We start from the raw sequence: 24,748 nt of genomic DNA, 5'->3' as shown, positions 1-24,748 counted from the left end.
GCCGGGCCCCGTCGCGTTAATTCCCTTGCGGGGGCTGTTCGCCGCATGGGTAGATATCCCCTGGCACACACGGACGAAAGGAGGCGGTCACATGCGGGTCGAGCAAGCCATACGGCGCTCCCCGAGGCCGTCCTCCCGATGTGCCCTGGGCGCCTGAGCGCCCTCCCACGCTTCTCCCGAGCCGCACCGGGCTTCTCCGTGCGGCACCCCGCCTAGGCTTGAACCAACCGACCTTTGGAGGTCGTTCCGCCATGCCGTACACCGAGGTACCCGGCGTCCGGGTTCCGATCCGGATGTGGACCGACCCGGCCACCGTCGAGGGCCAGGCCATGCAGCAGCTGCGCAACATCAGCTCGCTGCCCTGGCTGCACGGCCTCGCCGTGATGCCCGACGTCCACCTGGGCAAGGGCGCCACGGTCGGCTCCGTGATCGCCATGAAGGGCGCCGTCTGCCCGGCGGCGGTCGGGGTGGACATCGGCTGCGGGATGAGCGCGGTGAAGACCTCGCTCACCGCCAAGGACCTGCCGGACGACCTCTCCCGCCTCCGCTCCAAGATCGAGGAGGCCATCCCGGTGGGTCGCGGTCTGCACACCGACCCGGTCGACCCGCGCAAGCTGCACGGCTTCGCCACGGCGGGCTGGGACGACTTCTGGCAGCGCTTCGACGGCGTGGCCCAGGAGGTCAAGTGGCGCCGCGAGCGGGCCGCGCAGCAGATGGCGACCCTGGGCGGCGGTAATCATTTCATCGAGTTGTGTGTTGATGACACCGGTGCCGTCTGGCTGATGCTGCACTCCGGTTCTCGCAACATCGGCAAGGAGCTGGCGGAGCACCACATGGGCGTCGCCCGTTCGCTGCCGCACAACCAGGGGCTGATCGACCGTGATCTCGCGGTCTTCATCGCGGACACCCCGCAGATGGCCGCCTACCGCCAGGACCTCTTCTGGGCCCAGGAGTACGCCAAGAACAACCGGGCCCTGATGATGGCGCTCTTCCAGGACGTGGTCCGCCGTGAGTTCCGCCGGGCGAAGGTCACCTTCGACGAGGTGATCAGCTGCCACCACAACTACGTCAGCGAGGAGCGCTACGACGGTGTCGACCTGCTGGTGACCCGCAAGGGCGCGATCAAGGCCGGCTCCGGTGACTTCGGCATCATCCCGGGCTCGATGGGCACCGGCTCGTACATCGTCCGCGGCCTGGGCAACGAGGCGGCGTTCAACTCCGCCTCGCACGGCGCCGGCCGCAAGATGAGCCGGACGGCGGCGAAGAAGCGGTTCACCACGCATGACCTGGCCGAGCAGACCAAGGGCGTGGAATGCCGCAAGGACAGCGGGGTGGTGGACGAGATCCCCGGCGCCTACAAGCCGATCGAGAAGGTCATCGCCCAGCAGAAGGACCTCGTCGAGGTCGTGGCGCACCTGAAGCAGGTGGTCTGCGTCAAGGGCTGACGCGGGTGGCGCGGCCCCTCTGATGACTCCCGGGGTGGCCCGGCGACGGCGGCGGGGCCGTGCGGCCCCCGGCCGTGTCGGGAGCCGGTCATGCCGCGAGGGGTGCACCGCGATGGCGGTGCACCCCTCGTGTGACGGTGCTCAGGCGGCGGCCGGCAGCTCGTCGAGGCCCTCCTGGACCAGCTTGGCGAGGCGGTCCAGGGCCTGGTCGGCGCCCTCGGCGTCGGAGGCGAGGACGACCTCCTCGCCGCCCTGGGCGCCGAGGCCGAGCAGCCCGAGCATGGAGGCGGCGTTGACCGGGTTGCCGCCGGGCTTGGCGATGGTGACGGGCACGCCGGTGGCCGTGACGGCCCGGACGAAGATGGAGGCGGGACGGGCGTGCAGGCCCTCGGCCCAACCGATGGTGACGCGGCGCTCAGCCATGAGACGTGCCTTTCCGGTGAAGCTGTCACGGCCGTGCTCGGGGTGGCGGCCATGTTGTCTAGACCAGTGTTGCACGCAGGTGACCCCTCCGAGCCGCCGCGTTCGGGACTTGTGATTGTTTCTTTCGGGGGCATAAGCCCCGGCCAGTGGCCCTGTCCACCCTGCCGCGAGCACACACCCGACGCCATTCGGCTCGCCGCCGGATAACCTGACGAATGTGGACGACTCCGCGGCACCGCGCCCCCAGCAGGACCCCGGCCAGACCCCCCGTCGGGACCTCGTACAGGCCTCCCGAACGGACCTGAAGCGGGACCCCCAGGACACCGAACCGGACTACCCGCAGCACTGGGAAGCCGACATCCTGTTGCGCGACGGCGGCACGGCGCGGATCCGGCCGATCACACCCGCGGACGCGGGCCGGCTGGTCGAGTTCTACGAACAGGTCTCGGACCAGTCCAAGTACTTCCGCTTCTTCGCGCCCTACCCCCGGCTCTCCGACAAGGACGTCCGCCGCTTCACCCACCACGACTTCGTGAACCGGGTCGGCCTCGCCGTCGTGATCCGCGACCGCTTCATCGCCACCGTCCGCTACGACCGGATCGACGCCGACGGCCGGCCCTCCATCACCGGCACCGACGCCGAGGTGGCGTTCCTGGTGCAGGACGCCCACCAGGGCCGCGGCGTGGCCTCGGCCCTGCTGGAGCACATCGCGGCGGTGGCGCAGGAGCGCGGCATCCGCCGCTTCCAGGCCGAGGTGCTGCCGGAGAACCGCAAGATGGTGAAGGTCTTCACCGACGCCGGCTACACCCAGCACCGCAGCTTCGCCGACGGCGTGGTGCACCTGGAGTTCGACCTGGAGCCGACCGCCGCCTCACTCGCCGTCATGCGGGCGCGCGAGCACCGTGCCGAGGCGCGGTCCGTGCAGCGGCTGCTCACCCCACGCTCGGTGGCGGTGCTCGGCGTCTCGCGCAATCCGCAGACCGTCGGCCGGGCGATCCTGCGCGACCTGCTCGGCGACTTCACCGCCAAGAACCGCGACTTCACCGCGGATGACGGCGACGGCACCGCCCGGGACGGCGACCCCACCACCGGAGACGGCCGCACGGTCTACGCGGTGAACCGCAACGCCCCGCCCGGCACCGAGCTGGACGGCGTCCCGGTGCACCGCTCGATCCTGGAGATCCCCGGGCCGGTCGACCTCGCGGTGATCGCCGTCCCCGCCGCCGCCGTCCCCGCCGCCGTCGCCGAGTGCGGCGCGCACGGCGTGCAGGGCCTCGTGGTGGTCACCGCCGGGTACGCCGAGACCGGCCCGGAGGGCCGCGACCGCCAGCGCGCCCTGGTCCGCCAGGCCCGCGCGGCCGGCATGCGGGTGATCGGCCCGAACGCCTTCGGCCTGATCAACACCGACCCCGACCGGCCGCTCAACGCCTCGCTCGCCCCCGTCCTGCCCGAGCGCGGTGGCTTCGGCATCTTCTGCCAGTCCGGCGCGATCGGCGTCGCCCTGCTGGAGGCCGCCCACCGGCGTGGCCTGGGCGTCTCCTCCTTCGCCTCGGTCGGCAACCGGTCCGACGTCTCCGGCAACGACTTCCTCCAGTACTGGGCGGAGGACCCGGCCACCGACGTGGTGCTGCTCTACCTGGAGTCCTTCGGCAACCCCCGCAAGTTCACCCGGATCGCCCGCCGGCTCGCCACCGCCAAGCCGATCGTGGTCGTCAAGGGCGCCCGCCACACCGGCAGCCTGCCGCCCGGCCACGCCGTCCCGGCCACCGCCACCGGACTGCGCGACGCCACCGTGGACGCGCTGTTCCAGCAGGCCGGGGTGACCAGGGTGGAGACCATCACCGAGCTGTACGACACCGGCGAGCTGCTCGCCCAGCAGCCGCTGCCGGCCGGCGGCCGGGTCGCCGTCGTCGGCAACTCCGACTCGCTCGGCCTGCTCACCCACGACGCCTGCCTCAGCGCCGGCCTGCGCCCCCGGACGCCCGTCGACCTGACCACCGCCGCGACCGGCGAGAACTTCCGGATCGCCCTGGACGTGGCGCTCGGCGACCCGGCGGTGGACGCGGTGATCGCCGTCGCCATCCCGCCGATCGGCACCTCCGCCCACGCCTTCATGGGCGGCCGGCTGACCGGCCCGGACGACCCCGAGATGGGCTCGGACGACCCGGAGATCGCCGCCGCCCTGCTCGACGCCGGCCGGCGTGCCCAGGAGCTGGGCAAGCCGCTGCTGCTGGCCCACCTGGCGCTGACCGACCTGCCGGCCCGGCTGCGCCCGGGCGGCATTCCCGCCTACCCCGCGCCCGAGCGGGCCGTCCGTGCCCTCGCGCACGCCGTCCACTACGCCGAGTGGCGCCGCCGGATGGCCGAGGCGGAGGAGACCGCCCGCGTACCCGAGCTGGACCGGATCGACGAGGGCGGCGCCCGCGCCCTGGTCGAGGCCGCGCTCAGCACCCGCACCGCGATCGCCGCCCGCACCCAGCCCGGCGGCGCCCGGATCACCCTGCCGGACGCGGACACCGCCGGGCTGCTCGCCCACTACGGCATCGACGTCCACCCCACCCTGCCCGCGCCCGACGAGGAGACCGCCGTCCGGGCGGCCGCCACCCTCGGCTACCCGGTCGCGCTCAAGGCCACCGCCCCGCACCTGCGCCACCGGCCCGACCTCGGCAGCGTCCGCCTCGACCTGACCGGCGAGCCGGGGCTGCGCCGGGCCCACCGCGAGCTGGACGCGCTGCTCGGCGGCGCCGCCCAGGCCGAGCTGGTGGTGCAACGGCTGGCCCCGCGCGGTGTGGACACCGTGATCGGCGCCACCGTGGACCCGGCGGTCGGCGCGATCCTCTCCTTCGGCCTCGCCGGCGCCCCCGCGGAACTGCTCGGCGATGTCGCCCACCGCCTGGTGCCCGCGACCGACCAGGACGTGGCCGGGCTGATCCGGGAGGTCCGGGCGGCGCCGCTGCTGTTCGGCTGGCGCGGCGCCGAGGCGGTGGACACCGGTGCCCTGGAGGAACTGCTGCTGCGGGTCTCCCGACTGGTCGACGACATTCCCGAGGTCGCCTCGGTGGACCTCGAACCGGTGGTCGTCGCCCCGCACGGCCTGGCGATCCTGGGCGCGCGGGTGCGTATAGCACCTCTGCCCGTCCGAAGCGATCTGGGCCCGCGCGCCATGAGCACGCTGTAACCTTCCTTGGTTGCGCCCTGCTCGGGGGCGCTGTCGTCCGGAAGCTCGGCGCCGCGCCGCCCGCTTCGTCGGCGGACCATGCCAGGATGGAGTTATGGCGAAGACCGGTACCACCACCACTCAGGACCTGCGCTCGGCGATCGAGCGCAGTGGCTACTACCCGGCCCTGGTGTCCGAGGCGGTCGAGTCCGCGGTGGGCCCGGAGCCGATCAGCTCCTACCTGGTGCACCAGGAGACCACTTTCGACGCCAACGAGGTCCGCCGGCATGTCACGGTGCTGGTCCTGACCCCGACCCGGTTCGTGGTGAGCCACACCGACGAGCAGACCGGCGACGGGGCCGGCCCCGCCGTGCCGTACGCGACCACCTCCACCGAGAGCGTGCGTCTCGACCGGATCGGTTCGGTCGTGGTGAGCCGGATGGTCGCCAACCCGGAGACGTACACCCCGGGCACCCTGCCGCGCGAGGTCGTGCTGACCATCGGCTGGGGCGCCGTGCAGCGCCTGGACCTGGAGCCGGCTGGCTGCTCGGACCCGAACTGCGAGGCGGACCACGGCTACACCGGTTCGGCCACCGCCGACGACCTGTCACTTCGGGTCAGCGAGGCGGGGGACGGCCCGGAGACGGTCGCCCAGGCGCTGGTGTTCGCCCGCGCGCTCTCCGACGCGACGATCAGCACCGCCCCGCGGGCCTGAGCGGCGACGGACCGGAAAGCCAGGGAACCAGACCCGCCGATATGTCCTTCGCACCCGCCGACGGTTACGACGCCTTCGAGATCCTCGACCCTGCCGGAGCCCCCGCGCCCCCGTACGGCAGCGGTTCGCTCTGCGACCTGCTCCCCTCCGTGGCGGCCGGGCTCGGCGTCCCCGGCTTCACCGCCACCCTGCCGATCGCGCCCGCCGACCGGGCGGTGGTCTTCCTGGTCGACGGTCTCGGCTGGGAGCTGCTGCTGCGCCATCCCGAGTACGCGCCGTTCCTCTCCTCGCTGGTCGGCAGCTCGCTGGGCGGCACCGGGCGCCCGTTGACGGCCGGCTTCCCGTCCACCACCGCGACCTCGCTGGCCTCGGTGGGCACCGGCACCCCGCCGGGCCTGCACGGCCTGGTCGGATACACCGTGGCGGTGCCCGGCGCCGGGTACCTGATGAACCAGCTGCGCTGGCAGCCGCCGACCGACCCCGGCACCTGGCAGCCGTACCCGACGGTCTTCGAACAGACCCACGCCGCCGGGGTGGCGACCGCGCAGGTCTCCTCGCCGCTGTTCGCGCAGACCCCGCTGACCCGGGTGGCGCTCTCCGGCGGCACCTTCCTCGGCCGCACCACCGGCGAGGAGCGGATGGACCAGACCGCCCGCTGGCTGGCCGAGCACGACCGGGCCCTCGTCTACACCTACGTCAGCGAGCTGGACGGCGCGGGGCACCGCTTCGGCGTGGACTCCGACGAGTGGCGGATGACGCTGGACGCGGTGGACCGCCTGGCCCGGCGTCTGGCCGAGCAGCTGCCGCCGCGCTCGGCGATGTACGTCACCGCCGACCACGGCATGATCGATATCGCGCCGGAGGACCGGATCGACTTCGACGAGGACTGGGAGCTCGGCGCGGGCGTCGCCCTGCTCGGCGGCGAGGGCCGGGCCCGGCACGTGTACGCGGTGCCGGGGGCGGCCGCCGATGTGTACACGGTCTGGAGCGAGGTGCTCGGCGACCGGATGTGGGTGGCCACCCGGGACGAGGCGATCGCGGCCGGCTGGTTCGGCCCGTCCGTGGACGACCGGGTCTACCAGCGGATCGGCGACGTGGTCGCCGCCGCCCGGGACGACATCGCGATCACCGCCTCCCGCAACGAGCCCGGCGAGTCCGCGATGATCGGCCTGCACGGCTCGATGACCCCGGTGGAGCAGTTCGTGCCCCTGCTCGAAGTCCGCCGGTAGGAGGTCTGTTCGATGAACCAGGCCCCCAACTCCCCTGATGTGAAAGGCCTCTGCACCACCCATGGCTGAACTGGTGTTCTTCTCGGGCACGATGGACTGCGGGAAGTCGACGCTCGCGCTCCAGATGGACCACAACCACGCCGCCCGCGGCCGGCAGGGGATCATCCTCACCCGCAACGACCGGGCCGGCGCGGCCACCGTCTCCAGCCGGCTCGGCCTGCGTACCGAGGCGGTCGAGGTGACGGACGACTTCGACTTCCACGCCCATGTCGTGCACCGGCTCTCGGCCGGCGGCCGGGTGGACTACCTGATCTGCGACGAGGCCCAGTTCTTCGCCGCCGAGCAGGTCGACCAGCTGGCCCGGGTGGTGGACGAACTCGGCATCGACGTCTTCACCTTCGGTATCGCCACCGATTTCCGCACCCGGCTCTTCCCCGGCTCCCAGCGGCTGATCGAACTCGCCGACCGGGTCGAGGTGCTCCAGGTCGAGGCCCTGTGCTGGTGCGGCGCGCGGGCCACCCACAACGCCCGTACGGTCGGCGGCGTGATGGTGGTCGAGGGCGCCCAGGTCGTGATCGGCGACATCTCGGTGCGCGAGGACGAGGTCGGTTACGAGGTGCTCTGCCGCCGTCACCACCGCCGCCGGCTGACGGCTGCCACCGCCCGTGCCTCGGTGCTCTCCCCGGACGTCCTGCCCTTCGAGGAACAGCAGGCCTGAGCCCTTATCCGGTCTGCAGGACCGAGAAGTGGCCGCCCTGCGGGTCGGCCAGCCGGGCGACCCGGCCGCGTTCGGTCTCCTGCGGCTCCACGAGCACCCCGCCCCCCAGCTCGACCGCCCGACCGGCCGTCAGCGCGGCGTCCCGGACGGCGAAGTGGACCCGCCAGCGCGGCGGATGCCCGCGCAGCTCACCGCTGTGCCGGATGCCCGCCACCGGCCGGCCGTTCACCAGCAGTGCGGACCCGCCGGCCGAGGACTCCACCGGCCGGCCGAGCACCGCGCCGTAGAAGGCGGCGGAGCCCGGTTCGTCCGGGGTGAGCAGCTCGGCCCAGGCCGGGCCGCCGGGCTCGGGCCCCGCCTCCCGGCCGAGGTGTTCCCCGCCCTCCCAGAGCCCGAAGACGGCGCCGGACACGTCGGCCGCGATCGCCAGCCGCCCGGCCTGCTCCGCCTGGAGCGGTCCGACCGCGACCGTGCCACCGCACTCGCGCACCTGCTGGGCCGTCCGGTCGGCGCTGTCCACCGCGAAGTACGTGGTCCACTGCACCGGGAAGCCCGTCACGGAGGAGACCCCGAGACCGGCGACGGGTGTGCCGCCCAGCTCCGCCCGGACGTACGCGCCGAGCTGGCCGGGGCCCGGGGTGTACGTCCAGCCGAGCAGCCCGCCGTAGAAGGCGCGGGCACCGGCCAGGTCGTCGGTCATCAGGCTGACCCAGCACGGTGTGCCCTGGGCCAGCCGGAGTTTCACCGCGGGCATGCGGGCCTCCTCAGGGGCGGTTGGCGCACGAAGGCGCGCACGTGAGGGTGATGGTTCCACCCTGGCGCGCGTCGAACCCTCGGGCCGCGCGGAAAGTCCGGCAAAGACCGCACAAAGAGCCTCGCGGCGGTCGCGCTGCGCGAGAATGACCGCCATGACCACCAATAACGACGGGTCCCCGCTGATCTCGGCGGCCGGTCTGCGGGAGGCGCTCGCCTCCGACCGTCCGCCGGTCCTGCTCGATGTGCGCTGGCAGCTCGGCGGCCCGCCCGGCATCGAGGACTACACGCTCGGCCATCTGCCCGGCGCCCACTTCGTCGCCCTGGACCAGGACCTCGCCGCCCCGGCCGGCCCGCCCGGGCGCGGTGGGCGCCACCCGCTGCCCGACCCCGAGGAGTTCGGTGCCGCGCTGCGCCGCTCCGGTGTCTCGGCCGGGCGCCCGGTGGTGGTGTACGACGGCGCGACCTCGCTGGCGGCGGCGCGGGCCTGGTGGCTGCTGCGCTGGGCCGGCCACCCGGAGGTCCGGGTGCTGGACGGCGGATTCGCGGCCTGGCAGGCGGCCGGCCTGCCGGTGACCACCGAGGTGCCGGAGCCGGCGGAGGGCGACTTCAAGCCGGTGCCCGGGCAGCTGCCGACGGTGGACGGGGACGGCGCCGCCGCGCTGGCCCGCACCGGTCTGCTGCTGGACGCCCGCGCGGGGGAGCGCTACCGGGGTGAGAGCGAGCCGATCGACCCGCGCGCCGGCCACATCCCGGGGGCGCTCTCCGCGCCGACCACCGAGAACGTCGGCCCGGACGGGCGGTTCCGGCCGGCCGCCGAACTGGCCGAGCGGTTCCGGGCGCTGGGCGCGGGCGAGCGGGAGACCGCGGTCTACTGCGGTTCGGGCGTGACGGCGGCTCACCAGATCCTGGCGCTGGCGGTGGCGGGCCTGCCGGCCGCGCTGTACCCGGGCTCGTGGAGCGAGTGGTCGAGCGACGCCACCCGCCCGGTGGCGGTTACCGGGCAGCCGGGCTGATCCCGGCACGGCGAACACGACGAACACGACGAACACGACGAACACGCGAAGGAGGGGGCGCCGACCTGGTCGGCGCCCCCTCCTTCGTCATGCGTCTACTCCTGCTTCTTGCGCCGGCTGCCGAAGACGATCTCGTCCCAGCTCGGCACGGTGGCCCGGCGGCCGGGCCGTACGCCGTCCGCCTCGGCCTGCCGGTCGGTCGTGCCGACCAGACGCTCCCGGTGCGGGGCGACGGCGCGCGGCATCAGGATGTCCGCGTACGCCGAGCCCGCGCCGACCGCGGGTGCGGCGGCGGCCGGTTCCTCGGTCTCCTCGGCGACCTCGGCGGCCACCGGCTCGATCGGGGCGGGGCCGACCGCGAGGTCGCCCCGGAAGGCCGGGACGACGTCGAGCAGGCTGGTCAGTGAGTCGCGGGACTCCGCCGTGGCCTCACGGGACTCGCGCACCTCGCGGGACGACATGATGCGGTCGGCCGAGGGCCGGTCGATCATCGGGCGCGGCGGCCGCTCCTGGGGGAGCCGGGCGATGCGCGGGATGAACGGGAAGACCGACTCCTCCTCGCGCTCGACGTTCTCGCCGATCAGCGCGCGGGCCTCGTCGTCGTTCGGCTGGACCAGGCGCCGGGGCGGGTCGTACGTCCAGGAGGCGCTGCGGCCCTCGCCGTCGGCCCGGTAGGAGAGGATGACCTCCCAGGTGCCGTCGTCGCGCCGCCAGGAGTCCCAGCGTTCGGTGTCCTTCTCGGCGCCGCGCAGCGCGAGCCGCTCGGCGACGGCCTCGCCCAACTGCGGTCCGGTGGACTCGCCGTGCCGGCGGATCGCGGTCTTGCGGGCCCGCTCGGCCATGAAGGCTCGCTCGGCCAGCACCGGTCCCTCGAAGCGGCGGACCCGGTCGACGGAGATGCCGGCCGCCTGCGCGACCTCCTCAGCGGAGGCACCGGCTCGTATCCGCGCCTGGATGTCACGGGGGCGGAGATGGCTCTCCACCTCGATCTCGATCTGGCCGAGGCGCGGACGGTCACCACGGATGGCGGCGCGCAGCCGCTCATCGATGGGAAGGGTGTACTCCGTGCTGTCGGCGGCCTTGAGCACCAGCCGTGTGCCGTCGTTGCTGACGGCCACAACCCGCAGTTCGGGCACGGTTACCTCCCGGGTGGTGCCTGCCGACGTCACCTGCGTCGCTGCTCCCGTACTGAGTGTGGCCTGCCCACTCGCGACTGGCCACAACCTTGCTGAGTTCCCCGGCGTGTCGGGCTTACGCCCGGGAACGCCACTGTGGCACGGTTGCCTTTTTGCCACGTCATCCATCGACGTCGCGTCTGGGTGTCCCGGCCGTCCTCGCACGAGCAGTGACGCGACGATCCGGGACGGGCGTCGCCGTGCGTGCCTGCGCCGTGGCTCTTTGTCCAGCTGCCGGTTGAGGGGCAGTCGACAAGTCGACCCAAGGCTCAGGCTTTACGAACAGTACTCCATTCGTGGCATCCAAAGGGGCGGCTCGCCGCTCAAGTCTCCCGCGATTTACGGGAATCTCAAGAGCGTGCCCCTCCAATGGCCGACGACCGATCGGGGAACGGTGATCATCTTCACATATATCGACCGCGGAGAACCGCATTTTCGACCCTTGTGTCCTTCTTTGTGCAAGATGGAGTGACTTGTTCGAGGAACAGTCGTACGGACCGAGGGATGTTGATGCCGGAGCGGAAGGCCGTCGAGGAGGGCGGCAAGGAAGGTCGCAAGCGAATTGATCTGAGTGTGGCTCAGGTCGCGGCAAGCGCACTGGCAACCGTGGTGGGGGCCTTGCTGGCTTCCGAACTCGGGGTGTACGGAACGATTCTGGGCGCGGCGGTGGTCAGCATCGGCGCGACCACCGGTGGCGCGGTGTTCCAGCACATCTTCAAACGCACCGGTGAGCAGCTGCGCGAGGCGGTGGACCGGACCGGTCCCGGGCCGGCGGTGAACGGGCTGCGCCAGGTGCCGGCCGACTCCCCGTCCGCTCCGGTCACCCGGCCGCGGCTCTCCGAGGAGTGGAACGAACCGCGGACGGTCCGGGCGCGTCGGCGGTGGAGCTGGAAGACGTACGCGGCGGTCTCCTCGCTGGTGTTCGTCCTGGCGATGGTGCCGATCCTGGCCTTCGAGCTGGCGACCGGGCAGCCGGTGTCGGCGACGGTGAAGGGGGAGTCGGGCAACGGCACCTCGCTGGGCGGCACGGTCGGCACGAAGCCGTCGAGCCCGCCGGCTGACGCTCCGTCGCACGGTCCGTCGAGTCCGCCGTCCACGGGCGGGCGCGCCCCGGAGGCCTCGCCGTCCGCCGGCGGTGGCGCCTCGGCGCCGGCGCCCTCCAAGCCCGGTCCGGACCAGAGCTCCAGCCCGGGTGCGGGGACCGACGGCGGCGGCAAGGCCTCGCCCTCGGCGGGCCCGAGCGCGACGCCGTCCGCCCAACCGACCCCGTCGGGTGGCACCGGTGCGAAGCCGTCCGGCGCGGCGAGCCCGCAGCCGCCCGTTCCCAGCGGTGCGGCCGCCGGGGTCTCCCCGCCGCCCGCCGCCCCGACCGGAGAGCCGGCGCCGTAGGGCGGGATCCGCCCCGGGAACCGCCGGAGCGGCCCTACGCCCCGAGCACCCGCCGCAGATAGTCGTTGCCGAAGACGCGCCGCGGGTCGAGTTCGTCGCGCAGTGCGGTGAACTCGGCGAAGTGCGGGTACACCTCGCGGAGGTAGCCGGCGTCCCGGGTGTGCAGCTTGCCCCAGTGGGGGCGGCCCCGGTGGGCGGTCATCAGGCGTTCGACCTCGGTGAAGTAGCCCTGGTCGGCGGTGCCCCGGTAGAGGTGGACGGCGATGTAGGCGGTGTCCCGGCCGCCGGCGGTGGAGAGCCAGAGGTCGTCGGCCGGGGCGAAGCGCACCTCGACCGGGAAGCTGATCCTCCAGTCGGAGCGCTCGATCAGGGCCCTGAGCTCGCGCAGCACCCCGGCGGCCGCCTCGCGCGGCACCGCGTACTCCATCTCGACGAAGCGGACCTTGCGCGGGCTGGTGAACACCCGGTACGCGGTGTCGGTGTAACTGCGGTCCGACCAGGCGCGGCTGGCCAGGGAGGCGATGGCGGGGACGGACCGGGGGAAGCGCCGGCCGACCCGGCAGGCGCCCTCCCAGACGGTGTTGGAGAGGAAGTCGTCCTCCAGCCACTCCCTGAACCGGGGCAGTGGGGCGGCCGGACCCTGGCTGCGGTTGTTGCGCTTGGTGGAGCAGCGGTCGGTGTGCGGGAACCAGTAGAACTCGAAGTGCTCGTTGACGGCGGTGAGGTCGTCGAGCCGGTCCAGCACCTCGTCGAAGCGCATCGGCTGCTCGTGGGCGGTGAGCAGGAAGGCGGGCTCGACCGCGAGGGTGAGCGCGGTGATCACGCCGAGCGCGCCGAGGCCGAGCCGGGCGCCCTGGAAGAGCCGCGGGTTCTCGGTGGGGGAACAGCGGTGGACGCTGCCGTCGGCCAGGACGATCTCCAGCGCCCGGATCTGGGCGGCGAGCGAGCCGGAGTCCCGTCCGGTGCCGTGGGTGCCGGTGCTGGTCGCCCCGGCGACGGTCTGCACCTCGATGTCGCCCATGTTGGTGAGCGAGAGGCCGGCCGCGGCGAGCAGCCGGTTGAGCCTGGCCAGCGGCAGGCCGGCCTCGACGGTGACGGTGCCGGCCGCGCGGTCGATCTCCCGGACGGCGGTCATCGCGTAGGGGCGGACCAGGACGCCGTCACCGGCCGAGGCGATCGAGGTGAAGGAGTGGCCGGAGCCGACGGCCTTGACCGTCCGGCCCTGCTCGGCGGCGCGCAGGATCTCCTTGGCCAGCTCCTCCGCCGTCCCCGGGGTGACCACCTTGGCGGGCCGGGCACTCTGGTTGCCGGCCCAGTTGGTCCAGCGGGTCCGGGGGGCGGTACTGGCCTGGGGCATGCGGTGCCTCCTGCTCCGTGGCCGAACGGTGTCGGCGCGCTCAGGGGCGGCCCGGCCGCCCTACCCGCGGGTAGGCCCGCGAGTAGGGAGGAGAGTAGTCAGTTCACCGTTCGAGGTCTACGGTCTGCGCGGGGGTCTCGACGGCCTCGCCGGCCGCAGCGGTGGAGAGCCCGCCGCGCAGCCGGGGCAGGCCGATCAGAGCGGTGACGGCGCCGAACACCCCTGCCGTCAGCGGCACCCAGTAACCGGCGGCGGCCCCGGACGCGTCGATCACCCAGCCGCCGGCCGAGGAGCCGAGGGCGACGCCGAGCGCCAGCCCGGTGGTGGTCCAGGTCATGCCCTCGGTCAGCTTGGCGGCCGGGACGAGCCGCTCGACCAGGGCCATCGCGGTGATCAGGGTGGGGGAGATGGCGATACCGGCCACCAGCAGCGCGGCGCCGACCGCGACCAGCCCGCCGACCCCGTGCACCCACTCGGCGACCAGCAGCAGCGGCAGCATGCTGAGCGCCATCAGCACGACGCCGCCGAAGAAGCGTCCGGCCATCGAGCCGTTGAGCCTGAGGGTGCCGAACACCACGCCCGCCAGGCAGGAACCGAGGGCCCAGAGCGCGAGCACCACGCTGGCGACGGCCTTGTGGCCCTGCTCGTCGGCGAAGGCCACGGTGACGACCTCCACCGAGCCGAAGATCGCGCCGGTGGCGATGAAGGTGAGGACCAGCACGACGAGCCCGCCGTTGAAGATCGCGCTGCCGCCGCTCTGCGCGGCCGCCGGGTGGACCGGGGGCTCGGTGCGGCGCTGCGCGGTGAACATCACGATGCCCACCGCCAGGGCGACGCCGGCCAGCATGACGCCCGACTCCGGGAAGACCGTGGTCGCCAGGCCGACGGCGAGGATCGGGCCGACGATGAAGCAGACCTCGTCGACCACGGCCTCGAAGGAGTACGCGGTGTGCAGTCTGGGCGCGTCGTCCCGGTAGAGGTGCGCCCAGCGGGCCCGGACCATCGCGCCGGTGCTCGGCATCACGCCCATGCCGGCGGCGAAGACGAACAGCGTCCAGACCGGCGCGTTGTAGTGGGCGCAGAGCAGCAGCCCGGTCGCGGCGACGACGGTGATCGCGGCAGCCGGCAGGGCGACCCGGCGCTGTCCGTGGCGGTCCACCAGCCAGGAGACCAGCGGTCCCAGGACCGCGGCGGACAGTGCCAGCACCGCCGATACCAGGCCCGCCACCCCGTAGGAGCCGCGCAGCTGGGAGAGCATGGTGACGATGCCGATGCCGGTCATGGAGATCGGCAAGCGGGCTATGAAGCCGGTGGAGGAGAAGGCCAGACTGCCGGGGGCGGCGAATATCTGGCGGTAGCTGGACAGCACGGGAGCTCCGTCGAGGGTAAGGAACGAGGCTGGCCCAGACAGCTTACGTACCTTGGCAAACCGTATTTTCCGGACACCCTACGCGGCCCCGCCGACGTCACCGGCCCCCGCAGTGGCAGGATCGGTCGCATGTCCGACGTGCGCAATCCCTCGCCTTCCGGCACCGCTCAGGCTGGGGCCCAGCCCTACGACGCGCTGCTGCTGCTCTCCTTCGGCGGTCCCGAGGCCCCCGAGGACGTCGTCCCGTTCCTGGAGAACGTCACCAGGGGCCGGGGCATCCCGAAGGAGCGGCTGAAGGAGGTGGGCAAGCACTACTTCCTGTTCGGCGGGGTGAGCCCGATCAACGAACAGAACCGCGAGCTGCTGGCCGCGCTGCGCAAGGACTTCGCCGAGCACGGCCTGGACCTGCCGGTCTACTGGGGCAACCGGAACTGGGCCCCCTACCTGGTGGACACCCTGCGCGAGATCGTCGCCGACGGGCACCGCCGGGTCGCCGTCCTCGCGACGAGCGCCTACGCCGGCTACTCCGGCTGCCGCCAGTACCGCGAGAACCTCGCCGACGCGCTGGCCGCGCTCGCCGCGGAGGGGCTGCCCGGGCTCCGGGTGGACAAGCTGCGGCACTTCTACAACCACCCGGGCTTCGTCCAGCCGATGATCGAGGCCACCCTGGCCGCCCTGGAGCGGCTGCCCGCCGGGGCCCGCCCCGGCGCCCGGCTGGCGTTCACCACCCACTCCATCCCGGACACCATGGCCGAGACCTCCGGCGCCCCGGACGACCCGGCGCGCGGCCGCCCCGGCGGCGCGTACGTGGCCCAGCACCTCGACGTCGCCCGGCTGATCGCCGAGGCCGTCGCCGAGCGCACCGGCGTGACCGACCGCCCCTGGGAGCTCGTCTTCCAGAGCCGCAGCGGCGCCCCGCACATCCCGTGGCTGGAACCCGACATCTGCGACCACCTGGAGGCCCAGCACGCCGACGGCGCGCCCGCCGTGGTGATGGTCCCGATCGGCTTCGTCTCCGACCACATGGAGGTCAAGTACGACCTGGACACCGAGGCCGCGGCCAAGGCCGCCGAACTCGGCCTGCCGGTCGCCCGCGCCGCGACCGTCGGCGCCGACCCCCGCTTCACCGCCGCCGTGCGCGACCTCGTGCTGGAGCGGGCCGCCACCGAGCGCGGCGAGACCGTGACCCGCTGCGCCCTCGGCACGCTCGGCCCCAGCCATGACGTGTGCGCGGTGGCCTGCTGCCCCAACCCGCGCGCCCCCCGCCCGGCCGTCGCCGAGCGCTGACCCCTTCCCGAGGAGACCCCCGTGCCCAGCCCGAGCCCCGAACTGCTCGACGAACTGCTCGATGTCGCCCTGGACGCCGCCCGGCAGGCGGGCGCCCTGCTGCGGGACGGCCGGCCCGCCGACCTCGGCGTGGCGGGCACCAAGAGCAGCCCGGTGGACGTGGTCACCGAGATGGACCTCGCCTCCGAGAAGCTCGTCCTGGAGCTGATCTCCGACCGCCGCCCGGACGACGGCTACCTCGGGGAGGAAGGCGCCGAGCGGCCCGGCACCAGCGGGGTGCGCTGGGTGGTCGATCCCCTCGACGGCACGGTCAACTACCTGTACGGACTGCCCTCGTGGGCCGTCAGCGTGGCCGCCGAGCTGGACGGCGAGGCGGTCGTCGGCGTGGTGTACGCGCCGGCCCGCGGCGAGCTGTTCCACGCGGTGCTCGGCCGTGGCGCCCACCTGGACGGCCGGCCGATCGCCGCCCGGCAGGCCCCGCCGTGGGGGCAGGCGCTGATCGGCACCGGCTTCAACTACGTGCAGCCGGTGCGGGTCCGGCAGGCCGAGGTGCTGCTCGCGCTGATGCCCGAGGTGCGTGACATCCGCCGGGGCGGGGCCGCCGCCGTGGACCTCTGTGACGTCGCCGCGGGCCGGCTGGACGGCTACTACGAGCGCGGGCTGGCGCCCTGGGACCGCGCCGCCGGCTGCCTGATCGCCGCCGAGGCGGGCGCCCAGGTCGGTGGCCGCCCCGGGCAGGGCCCCGACGGCGAGCTGACCGTCGCCGCCGCGCCCGGTGTCTACCAGCCGCTCCAGGAACGGCTGGCCGAACTGCGCGCCTGGGCCGACTGAGTGGCGGCCCGGGTTCCGGGCCGGCCCCTCTCCCGGGCGGGCGCGGAACCCGGGCAGCGAAGAGCCCTGGCATACGGGGAATGCCAGGGCTTGAGGTTTCGCACGGCCCCCGCAGGGCCGCTGGTGCCGGAGGTCCGGCGCGGGTGGACGGGTCAGGCGGCGGTGCGGTGCCGCCCGAGCACCGTGTCCACGCCGTGTTCGGCGGCGAGCCGGCGGAGATCGTCCAGCTCGGACTGCTCCACCTCGGCCAGGAATTCGTCCCCGGCCTCGATCGCGCGGTGCAGGTCCTGCTCGGCGTTGGCTATGCGCTGCAGGATTCCGGCGGTGAAGGCGTCCATACGGGCCCCCTTACTGTGTCGGACGTGCACGTTCGTGCGTCCCCCGCCCCAGGGTGATGGTGGCCGGCGGAAGCGTCCGAGCCGGCAGGTCGGAATCTCCGGTCGGGCGCGGAGACGGCCTTCGGCCGCTCCCGGCGACGCCCCAGCCCCAGGGCCGGCGCGGATGAACGCACGGCGGGTGGGTGCGATCGGCCAGTGGCCAGATCGCGGGTGTGCAGCACTCCTCCCCCCGCCCGGGCCGGGGAAACCTCCCGGGGCGAGAAAGTTGCCTGTGTCACAGTCCAAGCGGAGTGTTCCCGACACGAATCGTGACCGGCGGCCCCGCGCGGGGCCCTGCCTCCGGGGCAGCTTATCGCTGCTTTACCGCTGGACCAGGCAGGATGGAGGCACCGTCGGAGCCGTGCGTCCGCTTCCGGGGCCGGCCTGGAGAAGGGACAACCACCGTGCGGGTTCTCGTCGTCGAGGACGAGCAGCTGCTCGCCGAGGCCGTCGCCACCGGCCTGCGCCGCGAGGCGATGGCCGTCGACGTGGTGTACGACGGGGAGGCCGCGCTCCAGCGCATCGCGGTCAACGACTACGACGTGGTCGTGCTCGACCGGGACCTGCCGCTGGTCCACGGGGACGACGTCTGCCGCAGTGTGGTCGACCAGGGCCTGGCCACCCGGGTGATCATGCTGACCGCCTCCGGCGACATCAGCGACCGGGTCGAGGGCCTGGAGATCGGTGCGGACGACTACCTTCCGAAACCGTTCGCCTTCAGTGAACTCGTCGCCCGGGTCAGGGCACTGGGCCGCCGGGCGACCGTACCGCTGCCGCCGGTGCTGGAGCGGGCCGGCATCTCGCTCGACCCCGGCCGCCGCGAGGTGATCCGCGAGGGGCGGACCGTCCAGCTCGCCCCCAAGGAGTTCGCCGTTCTGGAGGTGCTGATGCGGGCCGGCGGCGCCGTCGTCTCCGCCGAGCAGCTGCTGGAGAAGGCCTGGGACGAGCACACCGACCCGTTCACCAACGTGGTGCGCGTCACCGTGATGACGCTGCGCCGCAAGCTCGGCGATCCGCCGGTGATCGTCACGGTTCCCGGCTCCGGCTACCGGATCTGACCGGACCACTTCACTTCTGAACCGGATCCCTTCGGGTCCGACTGTCACGCGCCCGCCCCGGCGGACGCTCCGAGAGGACGATCATGACCACCCCGCCCCCGGCCGGCGGGCCCTCCGGTGCGCCTGCCGGCGGCCGCGCCGTACCGCCCAAGCCCGTGCACCCGCCGCGCGCCCCGCGCCTGCGCACCGCCCCGCACGACGGCTACGTCCCCGGCGACGGCATGCTCGCCTGGCTGCCCTTCCGCCCCACCATCCGCATTCGGCTCACCCTGCTCTACGGCGGGATGTTCCTGATGGCGGGGGTCGTCCTGCTGCTGCTGATGTACTTCTTCGTCGGGCAGGCCCTGAGCATCCTCCAGCCGCCGCCGTTCAACTTCGGGCCGGACGGCGCCGTGGTCAACGGCGTCCGGATGAGCAGCGACCAGTTCAACCAGGCCCTCGCCCACCAGTTCGATGGCAACTCCAACGCGGCGCTCAACACCCTGCTCCGCAAGTCCCTCACGGTGCTGGTCTGCCTCGCCGTGATCGCCTTCGCCACCGGGTACGCGATGGCCGGCCGGGTCCTGCACCCGCTCGGCCGGATCACCCGCACCGCCCGTGAGGTGGCCAGCTCCGACCTGCACCGCCGGATCGAGCTGGACGGGCCGGACGACGAGCTCAAGGAACTCGCCGACACCTTCGACGACATGCTGGACCGCCTGGACCGCTCCTTCGACTCCCAGCGCCGTTTCGTCGCCAACGCCTCGCACGAGCTGCGCACCCCGCTGGCGATCAACCGGACCCTGCTGGAGGTCCAACTCTCCGATCCGGGCGCCTCGGCCGATCTCCAGCATCTCGGCAAGATCCTGCTGGCCACCAACGAGCGCAGCGAGCAGCTGGTGGAGGGCCTGCTGCTGCTCGCCCGCAGCGACAACAACCTCACCGACCGCCGCCCGGTGGAGCTGTCCGAGGTGGCCACCAGGGCGCTGGAGCAGACCCGGGCCGAGGCCACCAAGCGCGAGGTGGAACTGCGTTCGACGCTGGACCCGGCCGTCGTGTCGGGCAACGGCGTGCTGCTGGAGCGGATCGCGCTCAACCTGCTGCAGAACGCCGTGCGCTACAACGTCGCGGACGGCTGGGTCGAGATCTCCACCGCCGCGGTGCCCGGCGGCGGCGAGCTGGTGGTCTCCAACACCGGCCCGGTCGTGCCGGGGTACGAACTGGAGCACATCTTCGAACCGTTCCGCCGGGTCAAGGGCGCCGACCGCACCCGTAGCGACAAGGGCGTCGGGCTCGGCCTCTCCATCGTCCGGTCGGTGGTCCGGGCCCACGGAGGTGTCATCGAGGCCATTCCGCGCACCGGTGGCGGCCTCACCATGCGGGTCCGCCTCCCGGCCGCCTGACCGGCCCCCTGGGCCCGTCCGTGCCCCACTGTGCCGCCCGGGCGTCACCGCTTCGCGCGCCGACCGTTTCCAGCCGCCCCCGCCAGGTCTGTCAAGACGACATAAGGCCTGGCGGGGGCGGCTTGTCATTTCCGGCCCGAGCAACTTACGGTGTCGTAACCTACGCAACCGTAAGTGCGTTTTCCGACGTGTCCGCCCAACGCGCCCGTCCCGCGCGTGCCCGTCCCTCAGGAGCAAGACTCGTGACCATCGCCCCCGTGCAGCGCACCGCTTCTCCCGGTTCGAGCGCCTGGACCGACGCGCGGCTGATCATGGCCCTCGAAGAGGTGGTGGAGAAGGAGCTCGACCGCCACCTGAAGGTCGCCAAGGACTGGATGCCCCACGAGTTCGTCCCGTGGAGCCAGGGCCGTGACTTCGACGGCGTACTGGGCGGCGAGGCCTGGGCGGTGGAGCAGTCGCAGGTCACCCCGCTCGGCCGGGTGTCGCTCGTGGTCAACCTGCTGACCGAGGACAACCTCCCCAGCTACCACCACGAGATCGCCACCATGTTCGGCCGCGAGGGTGCCTGGGGCACCTGGGTGCACCGCTGGACCGCCGAGGAGGGCCGGCACGGCATCGCGATCCGTGACTTCCTGCTCGCCACCCGGGCCGTCGACCCGAACGAGCTGGAGCGGGCCCGGATGAGCCACATGTCGGAGGGCTTCGAGTCCGACAACGCGCACAGCATGCTGCACTCGGTCGCCTACGTGGCCTTCCAGGAGCTCGCGACCCGCATCTCGCACCGCAACACCGGCCACTTCGCCGGGGACCCGCTCTGCGACCAGCTGCTCGCGAAGATCGCCAACGACGAGAACCTGCACATGATCTTCTACCGGAACCTGCTGAAGGCGGCTCTGGAGATAGCCCCTGACCAGGCCATGCGGGCCATCGCCGACGTGATCATCAACTTCCGGATGCCCGGCCACGGCATCCCCGGTTTCGAGCGGGCCGCCGCCCAGATCGCCATCGGCGGCGTCTACAACCTGCGGATCCACCACGACGACGTGCTGCAGCCGGTGCTGCGACACCTCAAGGTCATGGAGATCGGCGGGCTCGGCCCGGAGGGCCTGCAGGCCCAGGACGAGCTCGGCGCCTTCCTCGGCGGGCTGGACGCGCAGGCGTCCAAGTTCGCCGAGCGGCAGGCCGCGCTGCTGGCCCGCCGGGCCGCCCGTGTGGCCGCCCGGTAGCGGACGGCAGGCCCGGACGCGAGGCCCGGACGCGAGGCCGTCGGAGGGAGCACGCCCGGTCGGGGGCGTGAGGCCCGTTCGGGGAGCGCGCGGCCGGGCCGCACGAGCGGCGGGGCACGAACCGCGCGGCCGGCCGACCCGGGGATCCACCCGCTCCGCTTGGGTGGATTTTCCGTGGTTTGCCCCGGAAGATTCAGAACGTGAGCAAGCTCACACAAAGTCGCCCCGAGCGTTGGAGCGACCCCGGAGAGTGATCATGTCGACGGGCGCCCCGGTCGCCGTCCGTGAGGGGCCGGGTGGCCGGTGGCGCTCGGGCGGGTTGACGGGCGTCCCTGGTGGGCAAGGGAATTGGCAGGCCTCCGCAGGGCTTATGATCACCGTGAGTGTCCGCCGGGCGGGCCCCGTCCCAGATCGGCGATGGCCCAGCGTGAGGCCCTCAGCGCCCGACCGGATCACCCCAACGGACCCCCGGCTGAGTGTCGATTGAGTAACAGGGCTTGAAGTAAGGCAAAATCTCCGCCTCGGGTCGGGCACAAGACCGACCCCCCATGCGTTACGTGCGCTGGAGATACCGCACACACCGCACAAACCCGGAGGGGGAGAGCGAAAAATGGCAACGGACTACGACACCCCACGCAAGACCGATGACGACCTCAACGAGGACAGCATCGAGGAACTGAAGGCTCGGCGGAACGAGAAGACCGGTAGCTCGGTCGACGTCGACGAGTTCGAGGCGGCCGAGGGCCTGGAGCTCCCGGGCGCGGACCTCTCGAACGAGGAGCTCTCGGTCCGGGTGCTGCCCCGGCAGGCCGACGAGTTCACCTGCATGAGCTGCTTCCTGGTGCACCACCGCAGCCAGCTGTACAGCGAGAAGAACGGCAACCCGATCTGCCGGGACTGCGGCGCCTGAGCGCCAGGGCGGCCATGGTCCGGGCCTCGCGGCTCCCGCGAGACCGGCACACCGCCCCTTCCGGCCCCGGGCAGCGGGGCCGGACGGCAGTTCCGGCGGCCGTCGAGGCGGACGCACCGGCAGTACGGGGTCAGGTCATACCGGCGCAGTACCTCGTACCGCGCTTTTCTGTGCAGCACGGAGAGATTTGGGACGGTCCCGCATCGCGGAACCGTCCCTCTCCGTTTTCCGGGTCTTCTTTCCGGGTCTTCGCGCGGCCCCGGCCGGGACCGGCCGGACGCTCAGGCCCGGGCGCCGCGGCGGGCCTCTTCCAGGGCCTCGGCCAGCTTCATCGGCGAGCGGGTCGACAGATACAGGTACGGCGTGGGATCGGCCGGGTCGCTGACCTCGACGCGCAGTGCGGTCGGGACGTAGCTGCGCAGCAGCATGAAGGCGCGCGGATCGGCCTTCGGCCCGCGCCAGGCGACCGCCTCGGCCGGGCTGAGCGGGTGCGCGGCGCCGAGGGCGTCGACCGGGATCCGGGCCGGGCCGGCCACCAGCGAGCCCTGCACCACCCGGATCCGGGCCGAGCCGTAGCTGCTGATCGCGGCCGCGCCGGCCGCGATGCCGACCACCAGCCCGACCAGCGCGCCCACCGCGCTGAAACGCAGCAGGATCATCGCGAGCGTGAGCCCGATCGCGACCGGGAGCAACCACCAGGAGCGCGGCACGGTGAGGCGTTCGTCGTACATGCCCCCATTGTGATCGCCGTGACGGACGGAGCGGGACGGCACCCCCGCTTCCCGGCTTCCTACCGCTGGGTAGGGTTGGTCGCCGTGACCGGTTCCATAGCTTCTCCGTCCGCAGCCTCCCCGTCCGCGCAGTCGTCCGCGCACCTGCCCGCCGTCCTGTCGCCGACCACGCCGCCCCCGGACGCCGTGCTGCCGCCCCGGGCCCCGCAGGCGCCGGCCCCGGGCACCCGGCTCGGCTCGCACTACGAGCACTGCTTCGGCTGCGGCCCGCAGCACCCCGGCGGCCTGCGGATCGACGCGGTGGCCGGCGAGGGACTGGACGTCACCGCCGAGTTCACCGTCGGCCAGGCCCACCAGGGCGGCCCGGGCCTGGCCCACGGCGGCCTGCTGACCACCGCCATGGACGAGACCCTCGGCACGCTGAACTGGCTGCTGCACGCCCCCGCCGTCACCGGCCGGCTGGAGACCGATTTCGTCGCCCCGGTGCCGGTCGGTTCCGTGCTGCACCTGCGGGCCTGGATCACCGGCGTGCACGGCCGGAAGATCTACAGCGCCGGCGAGGCGCGGATCGGCGGCCCGGACGGACCGGTCGCGGTGCGTGCGCAGGCGCTCTTCATTCAGGTGAAGCTGGAACACTTCACCAAGAACGGTCGACCCGAGGACATCGAGAAGGTTCTCGACGACCCCGACCTGATGAAGCGCGCCCGAGCCTTTGAGGTGAACCCTTGAGCAGCACCCCCCGTCCGCCGGTAGACGTCCTGATCAGGCGAATCGACCCCGACCTGCCGCTGCCCGCGTACGCGCAGCCCGGCGACGCGGGCGCCGATCTGCGGACCACCGTCGACGCCGAGCTGGCCCCCGGCGAGCGGGTCGTCCTCCCCACCGGCGTGGCCATCGCCCTGCCCGACGGCTACGCGGCGTTCGTCCACCCCCGCTCCGGGCTCGCAGCTCGTTGCGGAGTTGCTCTGGTGAACGCCCCAGGGACGGTCGATGCCGGGTACCGTGGAGAGATCAAGGTGATCGTCGTCAATCTGGACCCGCGCGAGGGGGTCAGCTTCCGCCGAGGGGACCGGATCGCCCAGCTGGTCGTCCAGCAGGTCGAGAAGGCCCGCTTCCACGAGGTGGCCGAGCTGCCGGGGTCGGCACGCGCCGAGGGCGGGTTCGGGTCGACCGGCGGCCACGCCGCGGTCTAGCATGCCCGCGGCCTCGCAGGAAGCCGAGCAGGTATTCGCATCGGTCTTGGACCGGGAAGGACAGTGACCGTGTTCCGTCGTCGCCAGAAGAGCGAGGACGCTGTCGAGCAGCTCGCCGACGACGCCATCAGCGCCGACGAGACGGCCGATGACGTCGAAGGTTCCGCCGAGAGCGAGAACGTGACCGAGCTGGACCCGACGGACCGGGTCGGGCTGCCGCCGGCCCCGCGTCCGGACGGTCCGTGGGACCACTCCGAGCTGGAGAAGCCGGAGGAGGGCCGGGTGGACCTCGGGGGTCTGCTGGTCCCCGGTGTCGAGGGGATGGAACTGCGCGTCGAGGTGGCCGGCGAGTCGATCGTGGCCGCGACGCTGGTCCTCGGCAACAGCGCCATCCAGCTCCAGGCCTTCGCGGCTCCCAAGTCCGAGGGCATCTGGGGCGAGGTCCGCGAGGAGATCGCCAGTGGCATCACCTCGCAGGGCGGCATCGTGGACGAGGAGGAGGGCCCGCTCGGCTGGCACCTCCGCGCCCAGGTCCCCGTGCAGCTGCCGGACGGCACGCAGGGTGTGCAGCTGGTGCGCTTCGTCGGCTGCGACGGGCCGCGCTGGTTCCTCCGGGGTGTGATCTCCGGCCAGGCCGCCGTGCAGCCCGAGATGGCCGGAATCCTGGAGCAGGTCTTCCAGCAGACGGTCGTCGTCCGTGGTGAGAGCCCGATGGCGCCTCGCGACCCGATCGTGCTGAAGCTTCCGGAGGACGCCCAGATGGTCGCCGACGGTGGCGCCACCGCGGCGGCCGGCGGCGAGGGCGAGAACCGCTTCGGTGGCACCGCGCTCGATCCGTTCGCCCGCGGCCCGGAGATCACCGAGGTCCGCTGAGCACGTCGATCGCCCCCGCCCGGGAAGCCCGGGCGGGGGCGATTTGCATGTGGCGTGCCCGGGCCCGTACAGTTCCGGAGTCGCACCGAGAGGGGCGGCGGAAAGCGAATCCGATGAATGAAACTCCGGAAAAC

General features: G+C 72.9%; 22 protein-coding genes and 1 pseudogene. 16 read left to right on the top strand and 7 right to left on the bottom strand.

Features of this window, described 5'->3' with window-relative positions:
* Positions 1-251: 251 nt before the first annotated feature.
* Entirely contained in the window at positions 252-1,445 is a 1,194-nt protein-coding gene (locus tag ACIP82_RS28265; RefSeq protein ID WP_400657338.1) for an RtcB family protein, read from the top strand.
* A 141-nt stretch (positions 1,446-1,586) separates the two neighbouring features.
* Here the strand turns inward: ACIP82_RS28265 and ACIP82_RS28260 are convergent, their stop codons facing one another.
* Positions 1,587-1,868: an HPr family phosphocarrier protein gene (locus tag ACIP82_RS28260; RefSeq protein ID WP_363613191.1), complete on the bottom strand. Its 282-nt coding sequence runs from the start codon at positions 1,866-1,868 to the stop codon at positions 1,587-1,589.
* Positions 1,869-2,169: 301 nt separating this feature from the next.
* Here ACIP82_RS28260 and ACIP82_RS28255 point away from each other — a divergent pair, with 301 nt between their 5' ends.
* From ACIP82_RS28255 to ACIP82_RS28240, 4 genes are all read left to right on the top strand, one after another.
* Positions 2,170-5,046: a GNAT family N-acetyltransferase gene (locus tag ACIP82_RS28255; protein ID WP_400657437.1), complete on the top strand. Its 2,877-nt coding sequence runs from the start codon at positions 2,170-2,172 to the stop codon at positions 5,044-5,046.
* A 94-nt stretch (positions 5,047-5,140) separates the two neighbouring features.
* Positions 5,141-5,740, top strand: coding sequence for a DUF5998 family protein (locus tag ACIP82_RS28250; RefSeq protein WP_363613193.1), 600 nt, complete (start codon positions 5,141-5,143; stop codon positions 5,738-5,740).
* Between the two features lie 41 nt (positions 5,741-5,781).
* Positions 5,782-6,969, top strand: a complete 1,188-nt coding sequence (locus ACIP82_RS28245) for a nucleotide pyrophosphatase/phosphodiesterase family protein (RefSeq protein WP_363613195.1) — start codon at positions 5,782-5,784, stop codon at positions 6,967-6,969.
* Positions 6,970-7,030: 61 nt separating this feature from the next.
* Entirely contained in the window at positions 7,031-7,687 is a 657-nt protein-coding gene (locus ACIP82_RS28240) for a thymidine kinase (RefSeq protein ID WP_363613197.1), read from the top strand.
* A 4-nt stretch (positions 7,688-7,691) separates the two neighbouring features.
* Here the strand turns inward: ACIP82_RS28240 and ACIP82_RS28235 are convergent, their stop codons facing one another.
* Positions 7,692-8,441 (bottom strand): VOC family protein, encoded by a 750-nt coding sequence (locus tag ACIP82_RS28235; protein WP_363613199.1) that lies wholly within the window; start codon positions 8,439-8,441, stop codon positions 7,692-7,694.
* 154 nt (positions 8,442-8,595) lie between these two features.
* Between ACIP82_RS28235 and ACIP82_RS28230 the strand changes: the two genes are divergently transcribed.
* A complete protein-coding gene (locus ACIP82_RS28230) occupies positions 8,596-9,456 on the top strand; it encodes a sulfurtransferase (RefSeq protein ID WP_400657333.1) in 861 nt (286 codons plus the stop codon).
* Positions 9,457-9,551: 95 nt separating this feature from the next.
* Here ACIP82_RS28230 and sepH read toward each other — a convergent pair whose 3' ends face one another.
* Positions 9,552-10,625 (bottom strand): septation protein SepH, encoded by a 1,074-nt coding sequence (sepH, locus tag ACIP82_RS28225; RefSeq protein WP_363613202.1) that lies wholly within the window; start codon positions 10,623-10,625, stop codon positions 9,552-9,554.
* A 624-nt stretch (positions 10,626-11,249) separates the two neighbouring features.
* Between sepH and ACIP82_RS28220 the strand changes: the two genes are divergently transcribed.
* The gene (locus tag ACIP82_RS28220; protein WP_400657330.1) at positions 11,250-12,020 is read left to right on the top strand and encodes a hypothetical protein; all 771 of its coding nucleotides are present in this window, start codon (positions 11,250-11,252) and stop codon (positions 12,018-12,020) included.
* 34 nt (positions 12,021-12,054) lie between these two features.
* Here ACIP82_RS28220 and ACIP82_RS28215 read toward each other — a convergent pair whose 3' ends face one another.
* Entirely contained in the window at positions 12,055-13,377 is a 1,323-nt protein-coding gene (locus tag ACIP82_RS28215; RefSeq protein ID WP_400657328.1) for a D-arabinono-1,4-lactone oxidase, read from the bottom strand.
* 103 nt (positions 13,378-13,480) lie between these two features.
* Positions 13,481-14,746 (bottom strand): MFS transporter, encoded by a 1,266-nt coding sequence (locus ACIP82_RS28210; RefSeq protein ID WP_400657326.1) that lies wholly within the window; start codon positions 14,744-14,746, stop codon positions 13,481-13,483.
* A gap of 129 nt (positions 14,747-14,875) precedes the next feature.
* Between ACIP82_RS28210 and ACIP82_RS28205 the strand changes: the two genes are divergently transcribed.
* The gene (locus ACIP82_RS28205; RefSeq protein ID WP_363613210.1) at positions 14,876-16,033 is read left to right on the top strand and encodes a ferrochelatase; all 1,158 of its coding nucleotides are present in this window, start codon (positions 14,876-14,878) and stop codon (positions 16,031-16,033) included.
* Positions 16,034-16,054: 21 nt separating this feature from the next.
* Positions 16,055-16,864 (top strand): inositol monophosphatase family protein, encoded by an 810-nt coding sequence (locus ACIP82_RS28200; RefSeq protein WP_363613212.1) that lies wholly within the window; start codon positions 16,055-16,057, stop codon positions 16,862-16,864.
* A gap of 152 nt (positions 16,865-17,016) precedes the next feature.
* Here the strand turns inward: ACIP82_RS28200 and ACIP82_RS28195 are convergent, their stop codons facing one another.
* Complete coding sequence (locus ACIP82_RS28195; protein WP_363613213.1) at positions 17,017-17,202, bottom strand: hypothetical protein; 186 nt, start codon at positions 17,200-17,202, stop codon at positions 17,017-17,019.
* A gap of 443 nt (positions 17,203-17,645) precedes the next feature.
* Between ACIP82_RS28195 and ACIP82_RS28190 the strand changes: the two genes are divergently transcribed.
* From ACIP82_RS28190 to ACIP82_RS28175, 4 genes are all read left to right on the top strand, one after another.
* Entirely contained in the window at positions 17,646-18,299 is a 654-nt protein-coding gene (locus ACIP82_RS28190; RefSeq protein WP_363613214.1) for a response regulator transcription factor, read from the top strand.
* Between the two features lie 83 nt (positions 18,300-18,382).
* Positions 18,383-19,681, top strand: coding sequence for a sensor histidine kinase (locus tag ACIP82_RS28185; RefSeq protein WP_400657322.1), 1,299 nt, complete (start codon positions 18,383-18,385; stop codon positions 19,679-19,681).
* A 242-nt stretch (positions 19,682-19,923) separates the two neighbouring features.
* Positions 19,924-20,907, top strand: a complete 984-nt coding sequence (locus ACIP82_RS28180; RefSeq protein ID WP_363613216.1) for an acyl-ACP desaturase — start codon at positions 19,924-19,926, stop codon at positions 20,905-20,907.
* Positions 20,908-21,517: 610 nt separating this feature from the next.
* Positions 21,518-21,817: a DUF4193 domain-containing protein gene (locus ACIP82_RS28175; protein ID WP_148642658.1), complete on the top strand. Its 300-nt coding sequence runs from the start codon at positions 21,518-21,520 to the stop codon at positions 21,815-21,817.
* Positions 21,818-22,098: 281 nt separating this feature from the next.
* Here ACIP82_RS28175 and ACIP82_RS28170 read toward each other — a convergent pair whose 3' ends face one another.
* Positions 22,099-22,548 carry a DUF3093 domain-containing protein gene (locus ACIP82_RS28170; protein ID WP_363613218.1) on the bottom strand — a complete coding sequence of 150 codons (450 nt, stop codon included), beginning with the start codon at positions 22,546-22,548 and terminating at the stop codon, positions 22,099-22,101.
* A 144-nt stretch (positions 22,549-22,692) separates the two neighbouring features.
* Between ACIP82_RS28170 and ACIP82_RS28165 the strand changes: the two genes are divergently transcribed.
* The 3 genes and pseudogenes from ACIP82_RS28165 to ACIP82_RS28155 all read left to right on the top strand — a co-directional run bounded on the left by ACIP82_RS28165 (position 22,693) and on the right by ACIP82_RS28155 (position 24,614).
* Positions 22,693-23,277 carry a PaaI family thioesterase gene (locus ACIP82_RS28165; RefSeq protein ID WP_363613230.1) on the top strand — a complete coding sequence of 195 codons (585 nt, stop codon included), beginning with the start codon at positions 22,693-22,695 and terminating at the stop codon, positions 23,275-23,277.
* A pseudogene (gene dut / locus ACIP82_RS28160) lies at positions 23,274-23,808 on the top strand (dUTP diphosphatase). Before ACIP82_RS28165 ends, dut begins: the two are co-directional and overlap by 4 nt.
* 2 nt (positions 23,809-23,810) lie before the next feature.
* Positions 23,811-24,614 (top strand): DUF3710 domain-containing protein, encoded by an 804-nt coding sequence (locus tag ACIP82_RS28155; protein WP_363613222.1) that lies wholly within the window; start codon positions 23,811-23,813, stop codon positions 24,612-24,614.
* Positions 24,615-24,748 lie beyond the last annotated feature (134 nt).

The organism is Kitasatospora sp. NPDC088548 (genome assembly GCF_044753005.1).
Lineage (GTDB): Bacteria > Actinomycetota > Actinomycetes > Streptomycetales > Streptomycetaceae > Kitasatospora.
Note: the sequence above shows the minus strand (reverse complement) of the source record. Positions and strands in the feature narration are given on the sequence as shown.